This window comes from Bacillus sp. sid0103, assembly GCF_019219025.1.
The window spans coordinates 178982-197903 of the sequence record NZ_JAHUWN010000011.1; the positions used below are offsets into that span (position 1 = coordinate 178982).

17 protein-coding genes and 1 rRNA gene are annotated in these 18922 nt (G+C 38.0%); 14 read left to right on the top strand and 4 right to left on the bottom strand.

Annotated features, from left to right (window positions below; translation table 11 throughout):
- Positions 1-94: 94 nt before the first annotated feature.
- The 5 genes from fabL to KW850_RS14310 all read left to right on the top strand — a co-directional run bounded on the left by fabL (position 95) and on the right by KW850_RS14310 (position 4343).
- Positions 95-844 (top strand): enoyl-[acyl-carrier-protein] reductase FabL, encoded by a 750-nt coding sequence (gene fabL, locus KW850_RS14290; protein ID WP_218348243.1) that lies wholly within the window; start codon positions 95-97, stop codon positions 842-844.
- Positions 845-919: 75 nt separating this feature from the next.
- Positions 920-1234, top strand: coding sequence for a gamma-type small acid-soluble spore protein (locus KW850_RS14295; RefSeq protein WP_218348244.1), 315 nt, complete (start codon positions 920-922; stop codon positions 1232-1234).
- 199 nt (positions 1235-1433) lie between these two features.
- Positions 1434-1691: a YgaB family protein gene (locus KW850_RS14300; protein ID WP_218348272.1), complete on the top strand. Its 258-nt coding sequence runs from the start codon at positions 1434-1436 to the stop codon at positions 1689-1691.
- A 205-nt stretch (positions 1692-1896) separates the two neighbouring features.
- Positions 1897-2427 (top strand): nucleoside tri-diphosphate phosphatase, encoded by a 531-nt coding sequence (ntdP, locus tag KW850_RS14305; RefSeq protein ID WP_218348245.1) that lies wholly within the window; start codon positions 1897-1899, stop codon positions 2425-2427.
- A 149-nt stretch (positions 2428-2576) separates the two neighbouring features.
- Positions 2577-4343, top strand: coding sequence for an ABC transporter ATP-binding protein (locus tag KW850_RS14310; RefSeq protein WP_305730346.1), 1767 nt, complete (start codon positions 2577-2579; stop codon positions 4341-4343).
- 116 nt (positions 4344-4459) lie between these two features.
- Here KW850_RS14310 and KW850_RS14315 read toward each other — a convergent pair whose 3' ends face one another.
- From KW850_RS14315 to KW850_RS14325, 3 genes are all read right to left on the bottom strand, one after another.
- Positions 4460-5533 carry an FUSC family protein gene (locus KW850_RS14315; RefSeq protein WP_218348247.1) on the bottom strand — a complete coding sequence of 358 codons (1074 nt, stop codon included), beginning with the start codon at positions 5531-5533 and terminating at the stop codon, positions 4460-4462.
- 224 nt (positions 5534-5757) lie between these two features.
- Positions 5758-10227 (bottom strand): glutamate synthase-related protein, encoded by a 4470-nt coding sequence (locus tag KW850_RS14320; RefSeq protein ID WP_218348248.1) that lies wholly within the window; start codon positions 10225-10227, stop codon positions 5758-5760.
- Between the two features lie 318 nt (positions 10228-10545).
- Positions 10546-11841 (bottom strand): glutamate-1-semialdehyde 2,1-aminomutase, encoded by a 1296-nt coding sequence (locus tag KW850_RS14325; RefSeq protein WP_218348249.1) that lies wholly within the window; start codon positions 11839-11841, stop codon positions 10546-10548.
- A gap of 161 nt (positions 11842-12002) precedes the next feature.
- On the opposite strand from KW850_RS14325, the gene KW850_RS14330 reads away from it, so the two are divergent.
- From KW850_RS14330 to perR, 7 genes are all read left to right on the top strand, one after another.
- The gene (locus KW850_RS14330) at positions 12003-13010 is read left to right on the top strand and encodes an ABC transporter ATP-binding protein (RefSeq protein ID WP_218348250.1); all 1008 of its coding nucleotides are present in this window, start codon (positions 12003-12005) and stop codon (positions 13008-13010) included.
- Positions 13011-13802 carry an ABC transporter permease gene (locus tag KW850_RS14335; RefSeq protein WP_218348251.1) on the top strand — a complete coding sequence of 264 codons (792 nt, stop codon included), beginning with the start codon at positions 13011-13013 and terminating at the stop codon, positions 13800-13802. It begins immediately after the preceding gene.
- Positions 13803-13805: 3 nt separating this feature from the next.
- Positions 13806-14591 (top strand): ABC transporter permease, encoded by a 786-nt coding sequence (locus KW850_RS14340; RefSeq protein WP_218348252.1) that lies wholly within the window; start codon positions 13806-13808, stop codon positions 14589-14591.
- Positions 14592-14666: 75 nt separating this feature from the next.
- A complete protein-coding gene (locus tag KW850_RS14345; protein WP_218348253.1) occupies positions 14667-15059 on the top strand; it encodes an ion channel in 393 nt (130 codons plus the stop codon).
- Positions 15060-15143: 84 nt separating this feature from the next.
- The gene (gene bcp, locus KW850_RS14350; RefSeq protein WP_218348254.1) at positions 15144-15614 is read left to right on the top strand and encodes a thioredoxin-dependent thiol peroxidase; all 471 of its coding nucleotides are present in this window, start codon (positions 15144-15146) and stop codon (positions 15612-15614) included.
- A gap of 243 nt (positions 15615-15857) precedes the next feature.
- Positions 15858-16412, top strand: a complete 555-nt coding sequence (locus KW850_RS14355; protein ID WP_218348255.1) for a cob(I)yrinic acid a,c-diamide adenosyltransferase — start codon at positions 15858-15860, stop codon at positions 16410-16412.
- A 106-nt stretch (positions 16413-16518) separates the two neighbouring features.
- The gene (gene perR, locus KW850_RS14360; protein ID WP_218348256.1) at positions 16519-16956 is read left to right on the top strand and encodes a peroxide-responsive transcriptional repressor PerR; all 438 of its coding nucleotides are present in this window, start codon (positions 16519-16521) and stop codon (positions 16954-16956) included.
- Positions 16957-17062: 106 nt separating this feature from the next.
- Here perR and KW850_RS14365 read toward each other — a convergent pair whose 3' ends face one another.
- The gene (locus tag KW850_RS14365; RefSeq protein ID WP_218348257.1) at positions 17063-17413 is read right to left on the bottom strand and encodes a YgzB family protein; all 351 of its coding nucleotides are present in this window, start codon (positions 17411-17413) and stop codon (positions 17063-17065) included.
- A gap of 151 nt (positions 17414-17564) precedes the next feature.
- Between KW850_RS14365 and KW850_RS14370 the strand changes: the two genes are divergently transcribed.
- Together KW850_RS14370 and KW850_RS14375 are read left to right on the top strand one after the other, a co-directional pair.
- A complete protein-coding gene (locus tag KW850_RS14370; RefSeq protein WP_218348258.1) occupies positions 17565-18440 on the top strand; it encodes a nucleotidyltransferase-like protein in 876 nt (291 codons plus the stop codon).
- A 262-nt stretch (positions 18441-18702) separates the two neighbouring features.
- A 16S ribosomal RNA gene (locus tag KW850_RS14375) occupies positions 18703-18922 on the top strand; the annotation flags it as partial.

An 18922-nucleotide genomic window follows, 5' to 3' on the forward strand; every position in this document is an offset into this window, starting at 1 on the left:
AAAAGCGCAGACGCTCGTTGGGCGATGAAGCTAGACATTAATAAAATTTATAAGATTAATTCTAATATTTTTAACAAAGGAAGGGAATAGTTGGATGACTCAAAAAGTAGCACTTATTACAGGAAGCAGCAGGGGAATCGGTAAGGCCACTGCACTACGATTAGCTGAAGCAGGATATGATATTGTCATTAATTATGCAAGAAGTAAAAAGTCAGCCTTGGAGACAGCTGAGCAAATCGAGGCCTTTGGCAGAAAGGTGCTCGTTGTGAAAGCAAATGTTGGAGACGTAGCCAAAATAAAAGATATGTTTACTCAAATAGAGGCTGAATTCGGCCGTCTGGATGTGTTTGTAAATAATGCTGCCTCAGGTGTACAAAGGCCAGTGATGGAGCTTGAGGAAAATCATTGGGATTGGACCTTAAATATTAATAGCAAAGCCTTGCTGTTTTGTGCACAGGAAGCAGCAAAATTAATGGAACGAAATGGCGGAGGAAAAATTGTCAGCATTAGTTCCCTTGGTTCGATCCGCTATTTAGAAAACTACACGGTCGTAGGCGTATCTAAGGCAGCATTAGAAGCTCTGACAAGATATTTGGCGGTTGAGTTAGCCCCTAAAAATATTGTAGTCAATGCGGTCTCAGGTGGTGCAGTCGATACGGAAGCACTAAAGCATTTTCCAAATCGTGAAGAACTACTTCAAGAGGCAAAGGAAAAAACTCCTGCTGGCAGAATGGTTGAGATCGATGACATGGTGAATTGTGTCATGTTCCTTTTATCCGAAGAATCAAGCATGATAAGAGGGCAAACCATTATTATTGATGGTGGAATTTCATTACTTGTTTAATTATTTTTAAATAATATTTTTTGCGGATAATCTTCACGAAGCATGGTTACATTAATATTCGTGGAGGTGATAACTATGGCAAACTTCAATCAACAGCCAAACAAAACTTCAGCTGGAACTAACATCCAGGAAGTTAGACAAAAAAATGCTCAATCTCAATCTGCTTCTGGTTCTGCAGGTCAATTTGGGACTGAATTTGCGAGCATGACAAATGCTGCTGAAGTTAAAAAACAAAATGCTCAATCTGCTTCAGCTCAAAGTTCTCAAGGTTCTCAAGGTTCATTCGGAACTGAATTTGCGAGCGAAACAAGCGCTGCAGAAGTAAGACAACAAAACCAACAATCTCAAGCACGTAAAAACCAAGGCAGCGGCCAATTTGGTCAAAGCTAATAAAGGTATGCAGAAGGCACTCTATTTTCGGATAGAGTGTCTTCTTTTTTTGTTGTCTAGCTCTAGCTCCTAGGGGCTCGGGGGCATAAGTTTTTCTAGTTTTCGACAAAAGTTCTGTTGAGTCTACATTTGTTTTCAAAGGAGAATACGGCTTATTCGAGAATACATAGTAGGAACGAATAAAAAGGCGGTGAGGGAAATAGATCATTTTAACAGATTAGTTTCCGAACAATTAGTGACGATGGAAAAATTATTATACCTTCAGGGAGAACTTGAGCGTTGTCAACAAATCGAAGTAGAACTGCAGGCCTTACAGAAAGAAACGGATCTTGCCAGTATTCAAACCGAGATCCGAATCATGAAACAAGAGTTGAAAGAGATCCAGTCCATTTTTGAAAAGCAGACAGAAGAGGTCATCAATTCCTATCGTGAAATGGACTTAACACCTTCCATTTAGGTTAAAAAACGAAGAATCTCTAAAAAAATTCGCAAATTTTTACAAAGAGCCATCGAAATATGGCTCTTTTGTTTTAAAATCTGTTCTCAACCGTTATAATAATAGTAAATAGGAATTGTACTTTGTTACCTTTTGTCATTATTTATTTATCTATCGGTTTAGAATAGGGTTACAAAGCGTTCAGGAATGAAGGTAGGGGAGAAACATGGGCGTACCCATCGAAGGTGAACCAATGCAAATACATAGCTATAAGCACAATGGGCACATCCATCGCGTCTGGGAAGAAACAACTGTTTTAAAAGGGACACAGAATTTGGTAATCGGAGGCAATGACCGAACACTAGTAACAGAGTCAGATGGCAGAACATGGATAACAAGAGAACCAGCTATTTGTTATTTCCATTCACAATACTGGTTTAATGTAATTGGAATGATTCGTGAGGATGGTATCTATTATTACTGTAATATCAGTTCCCCATTTATTTTTGATGGCGAGGCACTAAAGTACATCGATTATGATTTAGATATTAAGGTGTTTCCAGATATGACATTTAATTTACTAGACGAAGATGAGTATGAACGTCATCGCCGTGAAATGAATTATCCAGATCCGATTGATCAAATCCTAAAAAGGAATGTCGACAAGCTGATTCAATGGATTAGACAACGGAATGGCCCATTTGCACCAGATTTTATTGATATTTGGTATGAGCGTTATTTAACATACAGACGTTAGATGGCAAAGAGGAGTTACGGGCCTGTTGATGTAATCAACAGGTTTTTATTTGCTTTTTTTAAATGGGACAAGGTGTGTAAATTTTATTATTGTAATAAAATGTTTTTTGTTTAATGGCTTTTTATTATGACGCCGGAAGGAGGACTATCTTGAGCAGCATTTTCAGGTATCTGCAATTTGTAAAACCGTATCGACTCCAGGTGATAGGGACAATCATTATCGGGGTCATAAAGTTTGCTATTCCGCTAAGTATTCCGCTATTAATTAAATATGTGGTAGATGAAATTGTTGGCAGTCATACCCTATCCCATGATGAGAAGATTCATAAACTATTGTTCATTATGGTTATAATGCTGGTTGTATTTGTCATCCTGCGGCCGCCAATCGAATATTATCGGCAATATTTTGCCCAGTGGACTTCTAGTAAAATTCTTTATGATATTCGAGATACGATGTATACTCACATTCAAAAGTTGAGCTTTAAATATTTTTCAAATAATCGTGCAGGGGAAATTATTTCACGAGTGATTAATGATGTTGAACAAACGAAAACGTTTGTCATTTCCGGATTAATGAATCTTTGGCTGGATATTGCTACCATCGTTATTGCAATTATTCTTATGTTTTTAATGAGTATTAAACTAACAATTGTCTCGATCCTGTTGTTTCCACTGTATGCCTTTTCAATTAGATATTTCTTTGGCAATTTACGCATGCTGACACGGAATAGGTCACAAGCACTAGCAGAGGTCCAAAGCTATTTACATGAGCGTGTTCAAGGCATGCCAGTTATTAAAAGCTTTGCCATAGAGGATTTTGAACAAGGTCAATTTGATAAGCAGAATAGAAATTTTTTAGAAAAAGCCTTACAGCATACGAGCTGGAACGCCAAGGCTTTTTCCGCGGTAAATACCATTACGGATATTGCTCCATTAATTGTTATAGGTTATTCAGCCTATCTAGTTATTCAGGGGCAACTATCTCTCGGGACGATGGTAGCGTTTTTTGCCTATATTGATAAGCTCTATAATCCATTGCGAAGATTGGTTAATTCTTCTACAACCATCACTCAATCTTTTGCATCCATGGATCGGGTGTTTGAATTTTTAGATGAGAAATATGATATCGTTGATGGTCCAGATGCAAAAGTTTGTAATCAAATACACGGGGACATTTCATTTGAAAATGTTTCTTTTAGTTATGAAACAAACGAAGAGTTGGTCTTAAAAAGTATAACCTTAGATGTAAAAAAAGGAGAAACGATTGCCCTAGTAGGGATGAGCGGAGGAGGGAAGTCCACGCTTGTTAGTTTGATTCCCCGTTTTTACGATGTGACAAATGGAAGAATTACATTAGATGGGGTAGATATCAGACAATTTAAGGTTCAATCTTTACGAGACAAAATTGGTGTCGTTTTTCAGGATAATATCTTATTTAGCGAATCGGTAATGGATAATATATTATTAGGGAAACCAGGTGCTTCTCCTGAAGAGGTATATGCTGCTGCAAAAGTCGCCAATGCTGATGAGTTTATTTTAAACCTATCGGAAGGATTCGAAACCAAAGTTGGCGAACGAGGAGTTAAATTGTCAGGGGGACAGAAACAACGTGTTGCCATTGCCCGTGTCTTTTTAAAAAATCCGCCGATATTAATTCTTGATGAGGCAACTTCCGCGTTAGATTTAGAGAGTGAGCATGCTATCCAAGAATCACTTGAAGAGCTAGCTAAGGACAGAACCACCTTTATCGTTGCTCACCGATTGTCAACCATTACTCATGCGAATCGTATTGTCTTGATTGAACATGGTCAAATCGTAGAAGTGGGAACACATGAGGAGTTAATGGCGAAACAAGGGAATTATTATAAACTATTCCAAGTCCAGCAATTAGAAAAAAAAGAAACCGAAGCAGAATAACTTGCTTCGGTTTTTTATATAGGCTCTGTAAAACTTCCCTGTTTATTTCCGCTCCAAGAGCGGGCGGTCCGGGGAGCCTCCTCGTCGCTGCGCGCCTGCGGGGCTCCATAGCCTTATTATAATATGTCTTCCTCAATTGATACTTCATTATGATGGTACGAATGAAAGCTTGTTATCAAGGTATCTAAGTGTTCTACCTGTTCACCATAATCAATAATCGATGCTATGATTTGCATTGTATGATATTGATGTGGATGGTCAGGCTCATTATTTTCTTTCTGGTGGAGTAAAAATAAATCAAATAATTGCTTTTTATTTAAGCAAACGGTATTTTCAGAATCAGTAAGAGGGTTTGGAATTTTACCAATGAACCTGAGCATAAGTTGTTCATGATGGTAAATGAGACAATCCAATTGTTCTTGAATGGCTTGCTGAAATGTTTGTGGAAGATGTAATAGCTCATTCTCAAACCGATGAAGTCGTTTTAACGTATCAAGTGCTTTTTTGGCTGCTGAATGCATTTGCCTATAAATAACTAGTTTACGTGATTTTTCTAAACTATTTTTCTTAAAATAGCTGCGTTCTTCTTTATACATCGTGTAAAACAGACCCATTTGGATGATATTTTCTTTTAATTTAACAATATCTGTTTTGAGAAGATTATGATCAAAGTCATGACGCGTGCTTAAGCGAATCCATCTAATGATTTCTTCAGTCGTACTTGTCATTTTGAAGTATAGTTTGTTTTCATATCTAGGCGGCATAAACACAAGGTTGACTAAAAAAGCGGAAAATACTCCAATCATGATGGTAGAAAAGCGGATTCCTGCAAAAGGAATGAAATTCCCGCCAGGGGTTTCCATAATCGAAATGAGTGTGACAAGCGATAATCCAATTGTATTTTCGAGTTTAAGCTTTAAATTGATGGCGATGACAATGATGGCTGCTAATCCAATAACAATAATATGATTTCCTAAGAGAAGGACAAAAACAACTGCAAGCAAAGCACCAATGAGATTTCCTTGAATTTGTTCAATGATTGTTAAATAGGAACGATAAATGGTTGGTTGAATCGCAAATATGGCAGCAATGCCAGCGAATACCGGAGAGGGCGAGTGTAATATCTGACCCAAGTAAAGTGAGAGTACAATAGCAATTCCCGTTTTTAAAATGCGGGCACCTAACTTCATTCTGAATGGATTCCTTTCAATAATATATAATTTGTTCTCTGAAGAAAATAAGTCGTTCAGCCTCTATATGCAGAGGTTTTTCTATTAAGCAAATTTTTACTATACATGGATTAACTCAGAGAATCAAGAGATATAATATGAATTTATTTGCTATTTGTTAAGAAATATTTGGAATGAAAAAAAACGTCCGCTAATGCAGCGGACGTTAAATGTATTTTTATAAATCACTCAGTCGATACAGATGGATCAGCTTGCTCTTTGACAGGAATAACTTGCACAAAGTGATTTTCAACATTAGTTAGAAGTTCACGAAGTTGTTGTGCTTCTTCCGCCTGACCATTCTGTTCAAGCAAGTCAGTATATTTGGTTAATAGCTCGTTAATATCCTGTTTGCCTTTTTCATTTAAGTCAGTAACTGAAACCTTTGCACCTTTAGCAATTCTTCTCTGAATCGCTTCTTTGGTTAATCTCATCTCAGGCTGCTGACGAATATAGACAACCCCGCCTGTCATACCAGCACAGATCCAAGGACCTGGGTCTCCGAGCACAAGGCCGCGGCCATTTGTCATATATTCAAAGGCAAACCCTTTGATATTCGCATTTGAGCCGATGTTACCAGCTTCATTTTCCGGTAGTGCTTTTTTTACAGTGCCGCCAATGATTAAATCAGCCCCAGAAAGTCGTATTCCTGCTCTTGCATCTGCATTTCCTTGGGCGATTAGAAGTCCTTTTTGAGCTCCATAACCAAACCCTTTTCCTACAGACCCATTATAATATTGACCATTTTTTCCTTTAGATTTTAAAATCTGGATATTTCCACCAAAGGATGTTTTTCCGACACCGTCTTGACCGCCGCCATTAACGGTAATCTCGATCCCTTCACTATTGTAGGCACCTAAGCCATTTCCAGGAATTGAACCTTCTTTATATTTTAACTGGACGGATGGTAACTGCTTGTAAGAACCATCTAGTCTGCCGCGGACGCGGTGACAGGATACCCGGCTTCCCAGCACACGCTGTTCAGATGTAACACTAGTGAATTCGCGTGAAGAGTGTAATTGATCTACACTGCCATCAAGGTACTCTGCCCCCACAGCTACTTGCATTTGAACTTCTTCAATTGATTTTGATGCTTCGTTTTTTGCAAACTGGCTAATTTCTAATGGTTTTAGCAAATAAGAGAGGCTTAGTTGACCTTGGCCTTTCATTTGCTCTAATAAATCAGAACGACCGACTACATCTTGCAAATTACGAACTCCAATTGAAGCAGATAGGTCTTTTAACTCTGTTGCAAATGCAGTGAAGAGATTCATGATTCCTTGAACAGCTAAATCTAATTGGCGAGGAACAAAACGTCGTAGACCGTGTTCTTTAGCCTGTGCTTCTGATTCAATTTGTGTGGCAATACCAACATGACAAGTATCTAAATGGCAGCCACGGCAGGTAGTACATCCAATCGCCAGCATTGATAAAGTCCCAAAGCCAACACGATTAGCACCAAGAAGCATAATTTTCATAACGTCCATTGCACTTTTCATTCCACCGTCAGCCCAGAGTTCTACTTTGTGGCGGAGACCGCTCTCGAGCAGAGCATTATGGGCGGCTTTTACGCCAATTTCAACCGGTAATCCAACATGCTGAAGCGCGTGAATTCTAGCAGCACCTGTACCGCCATCGAATCCGCTTAAAGTGATAATATCTGCTCCTGCTTTAGCGATACCAACAGCTATTGTTCCAATATTCGGTACAACAGGTACTTTAACAGCTATTTTTGCTTGATCATTTGCTGTTTTTAATTCCAAAATCATCTGAGCTAAATCCTCAATTGAATAGATATCGTGATTGTTAGATGGTGATATCAAATCAGAACCAAGGGTTGCATTACGTGCTTCCGCAACCTTTGCAGTAACCTTTGAACCAGGTAGATGACCGCCTTCACCAGGCTTTGCCCCCTGACCAATTTTAATTTCTAAAAGGTTCGAAGAGTTTAGGAGTTCAGCATTGACACCAAATCTTCCGGAGGCAATCTGCTGTCCTCTTGTTTTTGGATATTTACCGAGCATATCTTTAATTTCTCCGCCTTCACCATTTAAGCTGACCATGTTTAAACGGTCTGCTCCTTCGGCATATGCCCTAAATGCTGTTTCATTTTGAGAACCAAAGGACATGGAAGAAATAAGGAACGGTAAATCATGTTCACCGACGCGAAGATCCACATCAGCTGGTGATATTTGTTTTTTGCTTTGTTTAAGTTGAACTAAATGGCGAATCGTTGTTGGATTTTCCGTTTCTTGTTCAGTGATTTTATCACGATAAACATTGTAGTCTCCGGTAGCGGCTACCTCACCAATAGCTTTCCAAATCCGTGGGAAGAGGTGGAAAGTCTTTCCGACTCTTTCCTTTTCATTATGGTAATCTTCTGCCCTGGATAAAGCATCAAGTTTCATTGCTTCAAAATCAGTCTCAAGTTCCTTTGAACCAAAGAAGTTAACAATGTTTAATAGATTGGCAATATCCTCATGTAAGCCAATACTTGAGAAAAGGCGGCCGTAGCCTCGTAGTTCATGAATACCGATTGTTGAGATTACTTTTTCCAACCCTTTTGTAAGAGCACTATATAGGTTCGTTAAAGGTTTTGACGTCTCGTCAAGAACGGTTAAGAACATATAGTAAGGGCTAATCAAATCTGCTCCTAAACCAAAAGCAGTAATAATGTCATGTAGTGAACGAATTGCAGCAGAACGTAATACTAAAGAACAGTCTCTTCTTATTTCTGCCTTAACAAGTGCTTGATCGATGACTGAAGTTACTAAGTGCGGATCAATCCAATAGGAATCTTCCTGGTGAGCTTTTGCATCATCAAGAACAAGCAAAGTTTTTCCTGCTTGAACTGCCTGAACGGCTTCATTTGCAAGCCTATCTAGTGCTTGCTCAAACTTTTCTTCTTTTTGGAATGTAGTAGAGATAAAGGTTACAAGCTTCTGTTCCTGAAAATGGGAGACAACTTGATCAAAACTTGGCTGTCCTAAACTCTCAGATAAATCAAAGCCTGCTTTCCCTTCCAATAATAATGGCGTGGTTAACTCAATGATCGTTTCGTTATTATCCTTATTGAATAGAGTCGGACGCTTTCCAATAATCACACGTGTTGAAAAATGCTCCGTTTCACGATCCCTATCAATCGCTGGGTTCGTTACAACAGCAACACTTTCTTTAAAATAATCGGCAATATTTTTTCGTTCAGGGTTAAGTGCAGCTAGAGGTGCATCATGACCAAGCGAACGAATTGGTTCTACACCTTTTTCCGCCATTTGTTCGATTAATTGGATGTGATCTCTTTCCCAACCAAATGCTTTATATTGTCCATTATGGATTTTGTCAGGATAAGTCATTGTAACTGTTTTTCCTAATGAAGGAGGAAGCAAACGCGCTCTAGCCTCATTGATATTTAACTTTTCAGAAAAACGGGAAAAGACTTCAGATTGAAACTGATCTTGCTCATAAACTTCTAGCGTGTCACCATTCCATTTAAAGCCAACCTTTTCACCTGGTGCTAAAGGCTTTGGTTCATTAACATATTCGCTCGAAGAGATGATTCCTGGTTCTGAGGAAAATAAATAAGAGCTTTCTGTCTCGAGCATCCATAGCGGACGGAGTCCTAGTGCATCAACACTAAATACTGCTTCATCACCATATCTTGAGATAATACCTGCAGGACCTTGAGCAAAATGCCCCCAAGCTTCTCTAAGGTAGGTATATAAATCTTGAAGATTTTCAGGATATGCCTTAATTTCATTGATGATTGGCGGGAATAAAACATCGATTGCTTCAAATAATGAAAACCCTTCGCGACAAATTAATGTTTCCATCGTACGGCTTAAATCTTGAGAGTCACTGCCATCTTTGACAAGCGGGACACCAATCATTCTTGCTTCATCACGAAGTTTTGCGATGGTATTAATTTCTCCATTGTGTCCAAGAACACTAAAAGGCTGTACCCTGAAAAAGCTTGATAATGTATTTGTAGAATAACGATTATGACCAAGTGTCATGGTAGAAGCAACAAGTGGATTTGCTAGATCATGATAGTAACGCGGGAGAATATCTCCTGCTCCCATTACCTTGTAAACCACATGGTTCTGACTTAATGAAGCCACATGAACTTGATCGTTTGTTTCAAAATCAATTAATACTTCGAACAGGCTCTTTGTTAATTCTTGGCCTTTTTTTGAAGAAAGACAGGCGAACTGCCAGAAAACAGGATTTTCTTGAATTGCAATTGGGCCAAGAGCTGAAGCATCCGTTACTTGATCTGTTTCAAAAACTACATCAAAGTCGTATTTTTCTAGCTTATTAAGTAATTCTTGTTTCGTAGTTTGCCAGTTTACCTTTTGACTAATAAAAACGTGACCAACAGCAAATTCTTCTTTCTCAACTAGTGTCGGTTCCTGACCTGCCTGGAGTAATTTTTCTTTCCAAAGAGCTACGGGGATATCGGTATGAATGCCGACTCCATCGCCTTCTCCATTAATAAAACCAGCGCGATGATTCATTGTCACAAGTGCGTCTATACAATCAAAAATATTTTTTCTAGTTGGGCGCTTAGATTTTTCAAGACATGTGACGATTCCACAAGCATCATGTTCTTGTTTGTGGAAATCCTTAAATAGGGAAGGGGTCCATTTTTGTGTCATCATATTAGGCTTTAGCAGCTTTCTGCTAAGGCCATTTCACCTCCTATGAAACTAAAGTTTGAGTATATCATCGTTGTAGTTGTTTTCGTTTGTCACTTTAACGGGGTATATTGTTAAAGGATAAATATAAAAATAATAAGTTAATAGTATCATAAGAATTTTCAGAAATCAAATAAATATACATTAATTTGGATAAGAAAATAGTGGTTAAAAGGCGTTGGATAAATGAGGGAATATACTATTGTAAACGTTTTCAATTAATTTTCAAAGATAAAAGGAAGTGATTTCCACTTCCTTTTGTGCATAAAAACTGTATATTTATTCGTTTGATAGTAAGGAAAATGCATTTCTTACAGCATGTAAAGTAGCTTCAACATCCTCTTCTGTATGAGCGATAGTCAAAAACCATGCTTCATATTTGGATGGAGCCAGATTTATTCCTTGGTGGAGCATGTGCTTAAAGAACTTTGCGAAATTCTCTCCGTCCGTATTTTCTGCCTGTGCGTAGTTTTCTACTTTTTCGTTTGTAAAATAAACAGTTAATGCACCTTTCAAACGATTAATTGTTATATCAATATTATTTTCTTTAGCAGCCTCTAAGATCCCCTCTTCGAGAATGGCACCTAATCGGTCTAAGTATTCATAAATTCCGTCTTGTTTAAGCACTTCAAGACAAGCAATTCCAGAAAGGATGGAAGCTGGGTTTCCTGCCATCGTTCCTGCTTGATAGGCAGGTCCAAGCGGGGCAACTGTTTCCATAATTTCTTTCCGTCCGCCGTAGGCCCCGATTGGCAGGCCGCCTCCAATTATTTTACCGAGGACCGTTAAATCTGGTTCAACTCCTACTAAATTCTGAGCACCACCGTACATAAAACGAAATGCTGTAATCACCTCATCGTAAATCACTAGCGCACCAGCTTCATGGGTTAAGTCATTGACCTGTTGCAGAAAACCTGGGTTTGGTTCCACAATCCCAAAGTTTCCTACGATGGGTTCCACTAATACAGCGGCGATTTGGTCGCCCCATTTCGCTAAAGCTTCTTTAAAAGGTTCTATATCATTAAAGGGTACAGTAATTACTTCTTGTGCGATGCTTTTTGGAACACCAGCAGAATCCGGGGTACCTAGAGTAGATGGGCCTGAGCCGGCTGCCACAAGGACGAGGTCAGAGTGACCATGATAGCAGCCAGCAAATTTAATAATTTTATCTCTGCCCGTAAAGGCTCGAGCAACGCGGATTGTTGTCATAACTGCCTCTGTCCCAGAGTTTACAAAACGGACTTTATCCATAGATGGAATTGCTTCTTTTAACATTTTTGCAAATTTTACTTCATGTGGTGTTGGAGTTCCAAATAGGACACCACTTTCTGCTGCGCGTTTTATTGCTTCAGTAATATGTGGATGGGCATGACCAGTGATAATCGGCCCATAGGCGGCTAAATAATCAATGTACTGATTTCCGTCGACATCCCAGAAGTATGCACCTTGTGCACGTTCCATGACAACCGGTGCACCACCCCCGACGGCCTTATAGGAACGTGATGGGCTGTTAACTCCGCCCACAATATGTTCGAGTGCTTCATTATGTAATCTCTCTGAATTAATAAATTTCATATTTTTTCCTCCCTCAATTAGTTCTATCCCATTTTAGCACTTTTTTAGAAGACTTTTGTCTGTTTTCACAATTCCGATTTTTTGCTGAAATGCATGCTGGTTGTTTTATCAACCTTATTTGGCTAAACTATTTCTTTAGGTCAGTGTTTCGGGGGGAGAAAATGAAAAATGTAATTGAGGTCAATAATTTACGAAAAGAATTTAAGGCATATTCCAGCCGAACAGGATTAAAAGGAGCATTTAGGGATTTATTAACAAGGAATTATAAAATTGTTCCTGCTGTTAATGATATTAATTTCACCGTAAAAAAAGGTGAAATGGTAGGGTATATCGGTGAAAATGGCGCTGGGAAATCTACAACCATTAAAATGCTGACGGGAATTTTAACTCCTTCAGCCGGAGATATCTTGGTAAACGGAATGAATCCGCATAAAGAGCGGGAGAAATTTGTCCAAACCATTGGCGTTGTTTTCGGACAGCGTTCCCAATTATGGTGGGATATCGCCGTTCAAGAATCTTTCCGTCTGTTGAAGAAGGTGTACAAGGTATCAGATGCAGATTATAACAGCCACATGAATCATGTGATTCACACATTAGATATTGAACCACTTTTAGATAAGCCAGTACGAAAATTATCGCTGGGTCAGAGAATGAGATGTGAGCTTGCTGCAGCACTGATTCACAATCCGCCTTTATTGTTTTTGGATGAACCGACAATTGGATTAGATGTGCTCGTGAAGCTGAAAATTCGTGATTTTTTAAAAGAAATTAACGAGAAATATCAGACCACAATCCTTTTAACGACACATGATTTAACAGATATTGAGGCATTATGCGAGCGCGTAATCATGTTAGATGAAGGCAAGGTCATTTATGATGGTGCGCTAAAGAATCTTCAGGAGAAGTGGGGAGAAGGGAAAGAGCTCCAGTTTCAGTTTCTTGAACATGTTGAAATTGCTGCGGTGAAAAATCTTACCAGTGGAATGCCGGTAAAGTGGGAACTAGACGAAAAGGAGCAAGTCTTTACAGCTGCACTGGAGGATAATGATGAACTTATTTCGCAGACCATAGCTAAAGTGGTAGCGGCATTTAAAATCAAAGATATCAAAATAAATGAAACGTCAACGGAAGAAATTATTCGAAATATTTATGAAAAGGGTGCAGTATAAGTGGATAAATACCTTGAGATGATTAGAATCCGCTTTCTAATGATGCTGGCATACCGAACCAATTATTACACTGGAATTCTAATCTATAGTATTAACATCGGTGCCTATTATTTTCTATGGTCTGCAATTTATGGGAATAAAGAACAAATTGTTGGACTTTCAGTCACGCAAATGACTACATATGTTGCTGTTTCTTGGATGGCTCGGGCATTTTACTTTAACAATCTCGACCGAGAAATGGCTCTGGAAATTATGGAGGGTAAAGTGGCGGTTGAATTAATTAGGCCCTACAATTACCTGGGGATGAAAATTATGCAAGGTCTTGGGGAAGGAATTTTCCGGCTATTCTTTTTTTCGGCTCCTGGGCTAATCATTGTTTATTTCGTCTTCCCGGTAGAATTTACATGGGATCTGAGTGTCTGGAGCTTGTTTGCCATTTCCATTTTGTTGAGTTTTTTTATTAATACAGAGTTGAATTTATTAACAGGGATTACTACTTTCTTCTTATATAATAATGCTGGGCTTATTCGAGCGAAACGTGTCGTCATTGATTTATTTTCTGGATTGCTGTTGCCGATTAGCTTTTTTCCCGGCTGGGCTCAAGATGTAATGAAGTATCTTCCCTTTCAAGGAATCAGTTATTTTCCGAGTATGATCGTTACCAAAGGTTTTACTCATTCACAAGCTATCGATGCCATTACTCAACAATTTGTTTGGGTCATTCTTTTATTTTTTCCAATCCAATTACTTTGGAGCTTGGCAAAGAAACAACTGATTATTCAAGGAGGGTAAGAGTTGTTTTATTTTTCAATGTTTTTTCAATACCTATCTCAATATTTAAAAACAAGACTACAATACCGAGCCGATATTTTTGTTGAGTTTTTCTCTGATCTATTATCACAGGCCATTAATTTTATTTTTATCTTAGTTGTCTTTGGACATACCAATTTACTCAATGGCTGGACTAGAGATGAAATCATTTTTATTTATGGATTTTTTCTCGTCCCATCTGCTGTCTTTTCTGCCTTTTTTAACATATGGGATTTTAATGAGCGCTATATCGTAAAGGGGGAGTTAGATCGTATCTTAACTAGACCCATCCACAGTCTCTTTCAAATTATTCTGGAGAGGATTGAACTAGAGTCCTTGTTAGGGGCAGTTACTGGACTTGCTATCATGTTTTATGCTGGAAATCGCCTGAACCTTAGCATACATTGGTTCGACCCGTTTTTATTTATCCTGTTTGTCATCGGTGGGGCCCTAGTGTATGGTGGAGTATTCATCATGATTGCCTGCATCAGTTTTTGGGCAGACGCTCGTACGTCTCTAATGCCTATGATGTACAATATTAGTAACTATGGTCGTTACCCAGTAAATATCTACAATAAACTTATCCGCTTCGTCTTAACCTGGTTGTTACCATTTGCGTTTGTTGGTGTCTACCCTGCTTCCTTTTTCCTTGGTAAAAAAGAATGGTACTTGTACTCATTTTTAACGCCAGTGATTGGCGTTAGTTTCTTCGTGATTTCTGTGATGGTTTGGAATCAAGGTGTTAAAAAATATAGAGGGGCAGGCAATTAACTAGAATTTGATATTTTATTGTCCAAGCAAGCATAGAAATAAACTACCAGAAGCTTAACTTAGAGGTGGTTTGATGTGATTTTTTTCTTGCTTCCAATCGTGATTTTTTGCATTTTCATGAGCTTGCGAACGCTTTTTATTCCAAATACCCTTAGGGGTAAATTAGTATCGATTGATAATTTTTTGTATTTAGGCTCTGTGTATTTGACCGTCATCATTGGTTTTGGTCTAATTTATTTACTTTTTGAGTTAGTCGGCATGTCTTTACTTGTGGAGGTAAATAATCAAGACACCAAGAATATTTTTGAAACTAGTTTTTACTTTAGTGCGATGACCTTATTTTCAGTTGGAAATGGTGATGTGATTCCACATGGCTTAGGAAGGGTCATTACCGTCACAGAGGCGTTAATTGGTTATACTTTACCAGCAGCATTTGTAGCTCGTGTGATGTTTGACCGGGAAAAATAGGCTAGTGGTGCTGGATAGTTGTTTTATAAACATAAATTTTGTTACGCTTACATCTTAGAATAATTAAAGTGGGAGTGGTATAAGATGACTATTGATATTGGGATGCAAGTACCAAATTTTGAGTTGAAAGCAAATAATGGCGAGAAAGTAAATCTTTCAAATTTTAAGGGCACCAATGTGGTTTTATATTTTTACCCAAAAGATATGACACCAGGCTGCACCACAGAAGCTTGTGATTTTCGGGATCAAATTCAACAATTTACAGAAGTGGATGCTGTAATTTTGGGAGTAAGTCCTGACCCGGTTGACCGTCATCAGAAATTCGTAGAGAAATATGGATTGCCTTTTCTCTTATTAGCAGATACAGAACATCAGTTATCGGAAGCTTTTGGAGTTTGGAAGTTAAAGAAAAACTTTGGTAAAGAATATATGGGGATTGAAAGATCTACCTTTATTATTGATAAGGAAGGGAAACTTGTTAAAGAATGGAGAAATGTCAAAGTCAAAGGCCATGTTGATGAAGCTTTAGCGTACATAAAGGAGCAGTTGAGCTGATTTCTTACTGAAGCCTATTTTATCAAGCAAAGGCATTTGTCCAATGCAAGAAACATCAGAATGAATATCATTTTATTAGGGCATACCTCCTCAGATAACTTTTGGGTCCATAGTGGCCCTTTTTTTTATGGAATGATTTCTATAATTCGCGTTTTCTAAATATATATACAGGTGATATGATGAAAAAAAGGATAGATTTAGATATGATGTGGTTCTTTCTAGCATTCTTACAGGGGGATCAAAATGAAAATTTATACAAAGACAGGCGATAAAGGAACAACTTCACTTATTTACGGAAAAAGAGTACCCAAGAATGACTTGCGGGTCGAGGCATACGGGACTTGTGATGAAACAAACTCAATGATTGGCCTTGCCCTTAGCTATTTATATAAGGAAAATTTTCAAGGGAAAGAAATAATTGATAACATTTATCATAAAATACAAACAAATCTCTTTCATGTTGGAGCAGAGTTGGCTACACCAAAAGGGAAGGAAGTAAAGTGGGCACTGTCTGTTTCTGATGTAAATGAACTGGAAAAGCAGATTGATGACTGGAATGACTCACTTCCAGAGTTAACCAATTTTATTTTGCCCAGCGGACACCCTGCTGGGGCTGCTTTCCATGTCGCTCGAACAATAGCAAGGAGGGCAGAAAGATGTGCGGTTTCTATAGGTGAAGATGTAAATCCGCTGGTATTAGCTTATTTAAATCGACTATCCGACTTATTATTTGTAACGGCGCGCTTTGTGAATGATCAATTAGGTGCAAATGAACAAACATTACATGGAAAAGGGTAATGAACAATCCTATTGATGAGATAACAATATTGACAAAAGTACAAATGTCCTAGTAAAATTAATTATAACAATTATAAAGTAATAATATTTTTTAGAAAGAAGGTGCATGGCGATGAATCAGTTAAAAGAAGCGTTGGATACCTTAAAAGAAACAGGAGTACGAATTACTCCGCAACGTCATGCGATACTTGAATATTTAATAAACTCGATGTCACATCCTACTGCGGATGATATTTATAAAGCCCTTGAGGGGAAATTTCCAAATATGAGTGTGGCAACAGTTTACAATAATTTAAGAGTATTTCGTGAAGTAGGCCTTGTTAAGGAATTGACCTTTGGTGATTCCTCAAGCCGTTTTGACTTTGTAACAACTCATCATTATCATGTTATTTGTGAAAATTGTGGGAAAATAGTTGACTTTCTTTATCCTGGTTTAGATGAAGTGGAGCACTTAGCCTCCCATGTAACAGGGTTCAAGGTCGAGTTTCACCGGATGGAAATCTATGGTTCTTGTCCAGAATGTGCTAGTAAAGAAGTTCATTAACTAGAAGTTAGCTGATTCCAAAATGAATCAGCTTTTTGCTGTAAATAAAGGAGGAAGACTTAAACCACAGCAGCTTTTAAGCAAATTGGTTTAAGTCTCCCTCTTTTTATTTTTCTGAATTCTTATTATAGGACTCATTGAATTCCTTGCCTACTAGATTAGGATCAAGGGTTAATGGTTCTCGACAATACATACACATATCCACTCGACCGAGCATTTTAGTATGCCTTCCACAGGTAGGACATTTTACTTGGATTGTTTTTGTTGATAGCATTCCAATCCAAAAATAAACAATTGTACTAGCGATAATAAAAAGAAGGCCCAAAATCATAAAAATGGTCATAATAAGTGGTGAAGTTCGAAAAAAGATACCAACATACATAACAATGAAACCAATGAAAATTAAAGATAATGCAAAGGTACGAATTTTATTTATTTTACTTGAATATCTTGCCATGTTACTCCCTCCTAGAGAAACTATACCATAATTATGGTAAGAAGGAAAAAGCAAGGTTGAAGAATGTCGAAATTTGTCTGTAAAATAAGAAGGAGATTTGTTTTCATTGTCGAAGTTATATTGCTACCTGAAAAAATTGGAGGAATGATAGATGGAAGACATCCTTCGGCCTATATATCAAGAAAGGGCGAGTCAATTAAATACCCTTGGAGTATTGATGGTGCAAAAAAAACAGATGTTAAGCCATATAACAGATTCATTTGATGAAATCCTGCTGGTCCTTGTTAAAGAAGCGGACCAGCCTCATTTTATTAAGCACTATACCTATAACGATAAAAAGGCAGCGATGCACATCATTACTGAAGAGAGGCTGCATGAGTGGTTGTTATTAGGTACGAATCGAAAAATATTTGAATGGCTTCATGAGGCCAAGATTATTTTTGATCGGAACGAATATGTGGCCAATTTAAAAACGGAATTGCGTGATTTTCCTTTTAACGGGCGCAAAATAAAAATGGGTTTAGAATTTGCGAAATTAATTCGGCGCTATGTGGATGGCAAAGCATTGTTTGAAGGTCATCAGTTTTTAGATGCATACAATCATGTGGTTCATTCTCTTCATCATCTTGCAAGGTTAGCGGTATTAGAAAATGGACTTCATCCAGAACTAACGGTTTGGCATCAAGTAAAACAAATAGAGCCTGAAATTTATAAATTATACGAAGAACTTGTGTATAGTGAAGAAACACTTGAAAAAAGACTAGAACTACTGTTCCTAGCAAGTGAGTTTATGATCCATTCGAGAACTAAAATGGGGACAGTTCATTTTTTGGAAATACTTAGCAGTAAAGATGTTTGGTTATTCAATGAAATTATGAGTGAACAAGAATTGCTCCCTTACTCAGTTGACTTGGGTGTATTACTCGAGTATTTAATTGAAAAGCATTTTATAGATGTAGTGAATATAGAAACGAAAGGTCAAGGCGTTTATCACAGGGGTTATCGGCTTAATAAAAAATTATCGTAAAAAAACAATAAAACGTATTGACCTTTTCGAGAATACTTGGTATATTAATAACCGTCGCTGCGAGACAAACACAAAATGTTTTCGTAAGTGACGGTTAAAAAGTTGTTGACATTAATAAATGTCTCATGTTATATTATTAAAGTCGCTTACGAGCGACAGCAAAATTGTTCTTTGAAAACTAAACAAACAAGACGTGAAACAAACAATAAATTTTAGTTTCTTAATTGAAGCTAAGCCAACGTAACAAATGAGCTAATCAACTTTCTTGGAGAGTTTGATCCTGGCTCAGGACGAACGCTGGCGGCGTGCCTAATACATGCAAGTCGAGCGAACCAATAGGAGCTTGCTCCTGTTAGTTAGCGGCGGACGGGTGAGTAACACGTGGGCAACCTGCCTGTAAGACTGGGATAACACCGGGAAACCGGTGCTAATACCGGATAATCCTTTTTCTCTCATGAGGAAAAGCTGAAAGTCGGTTTCGG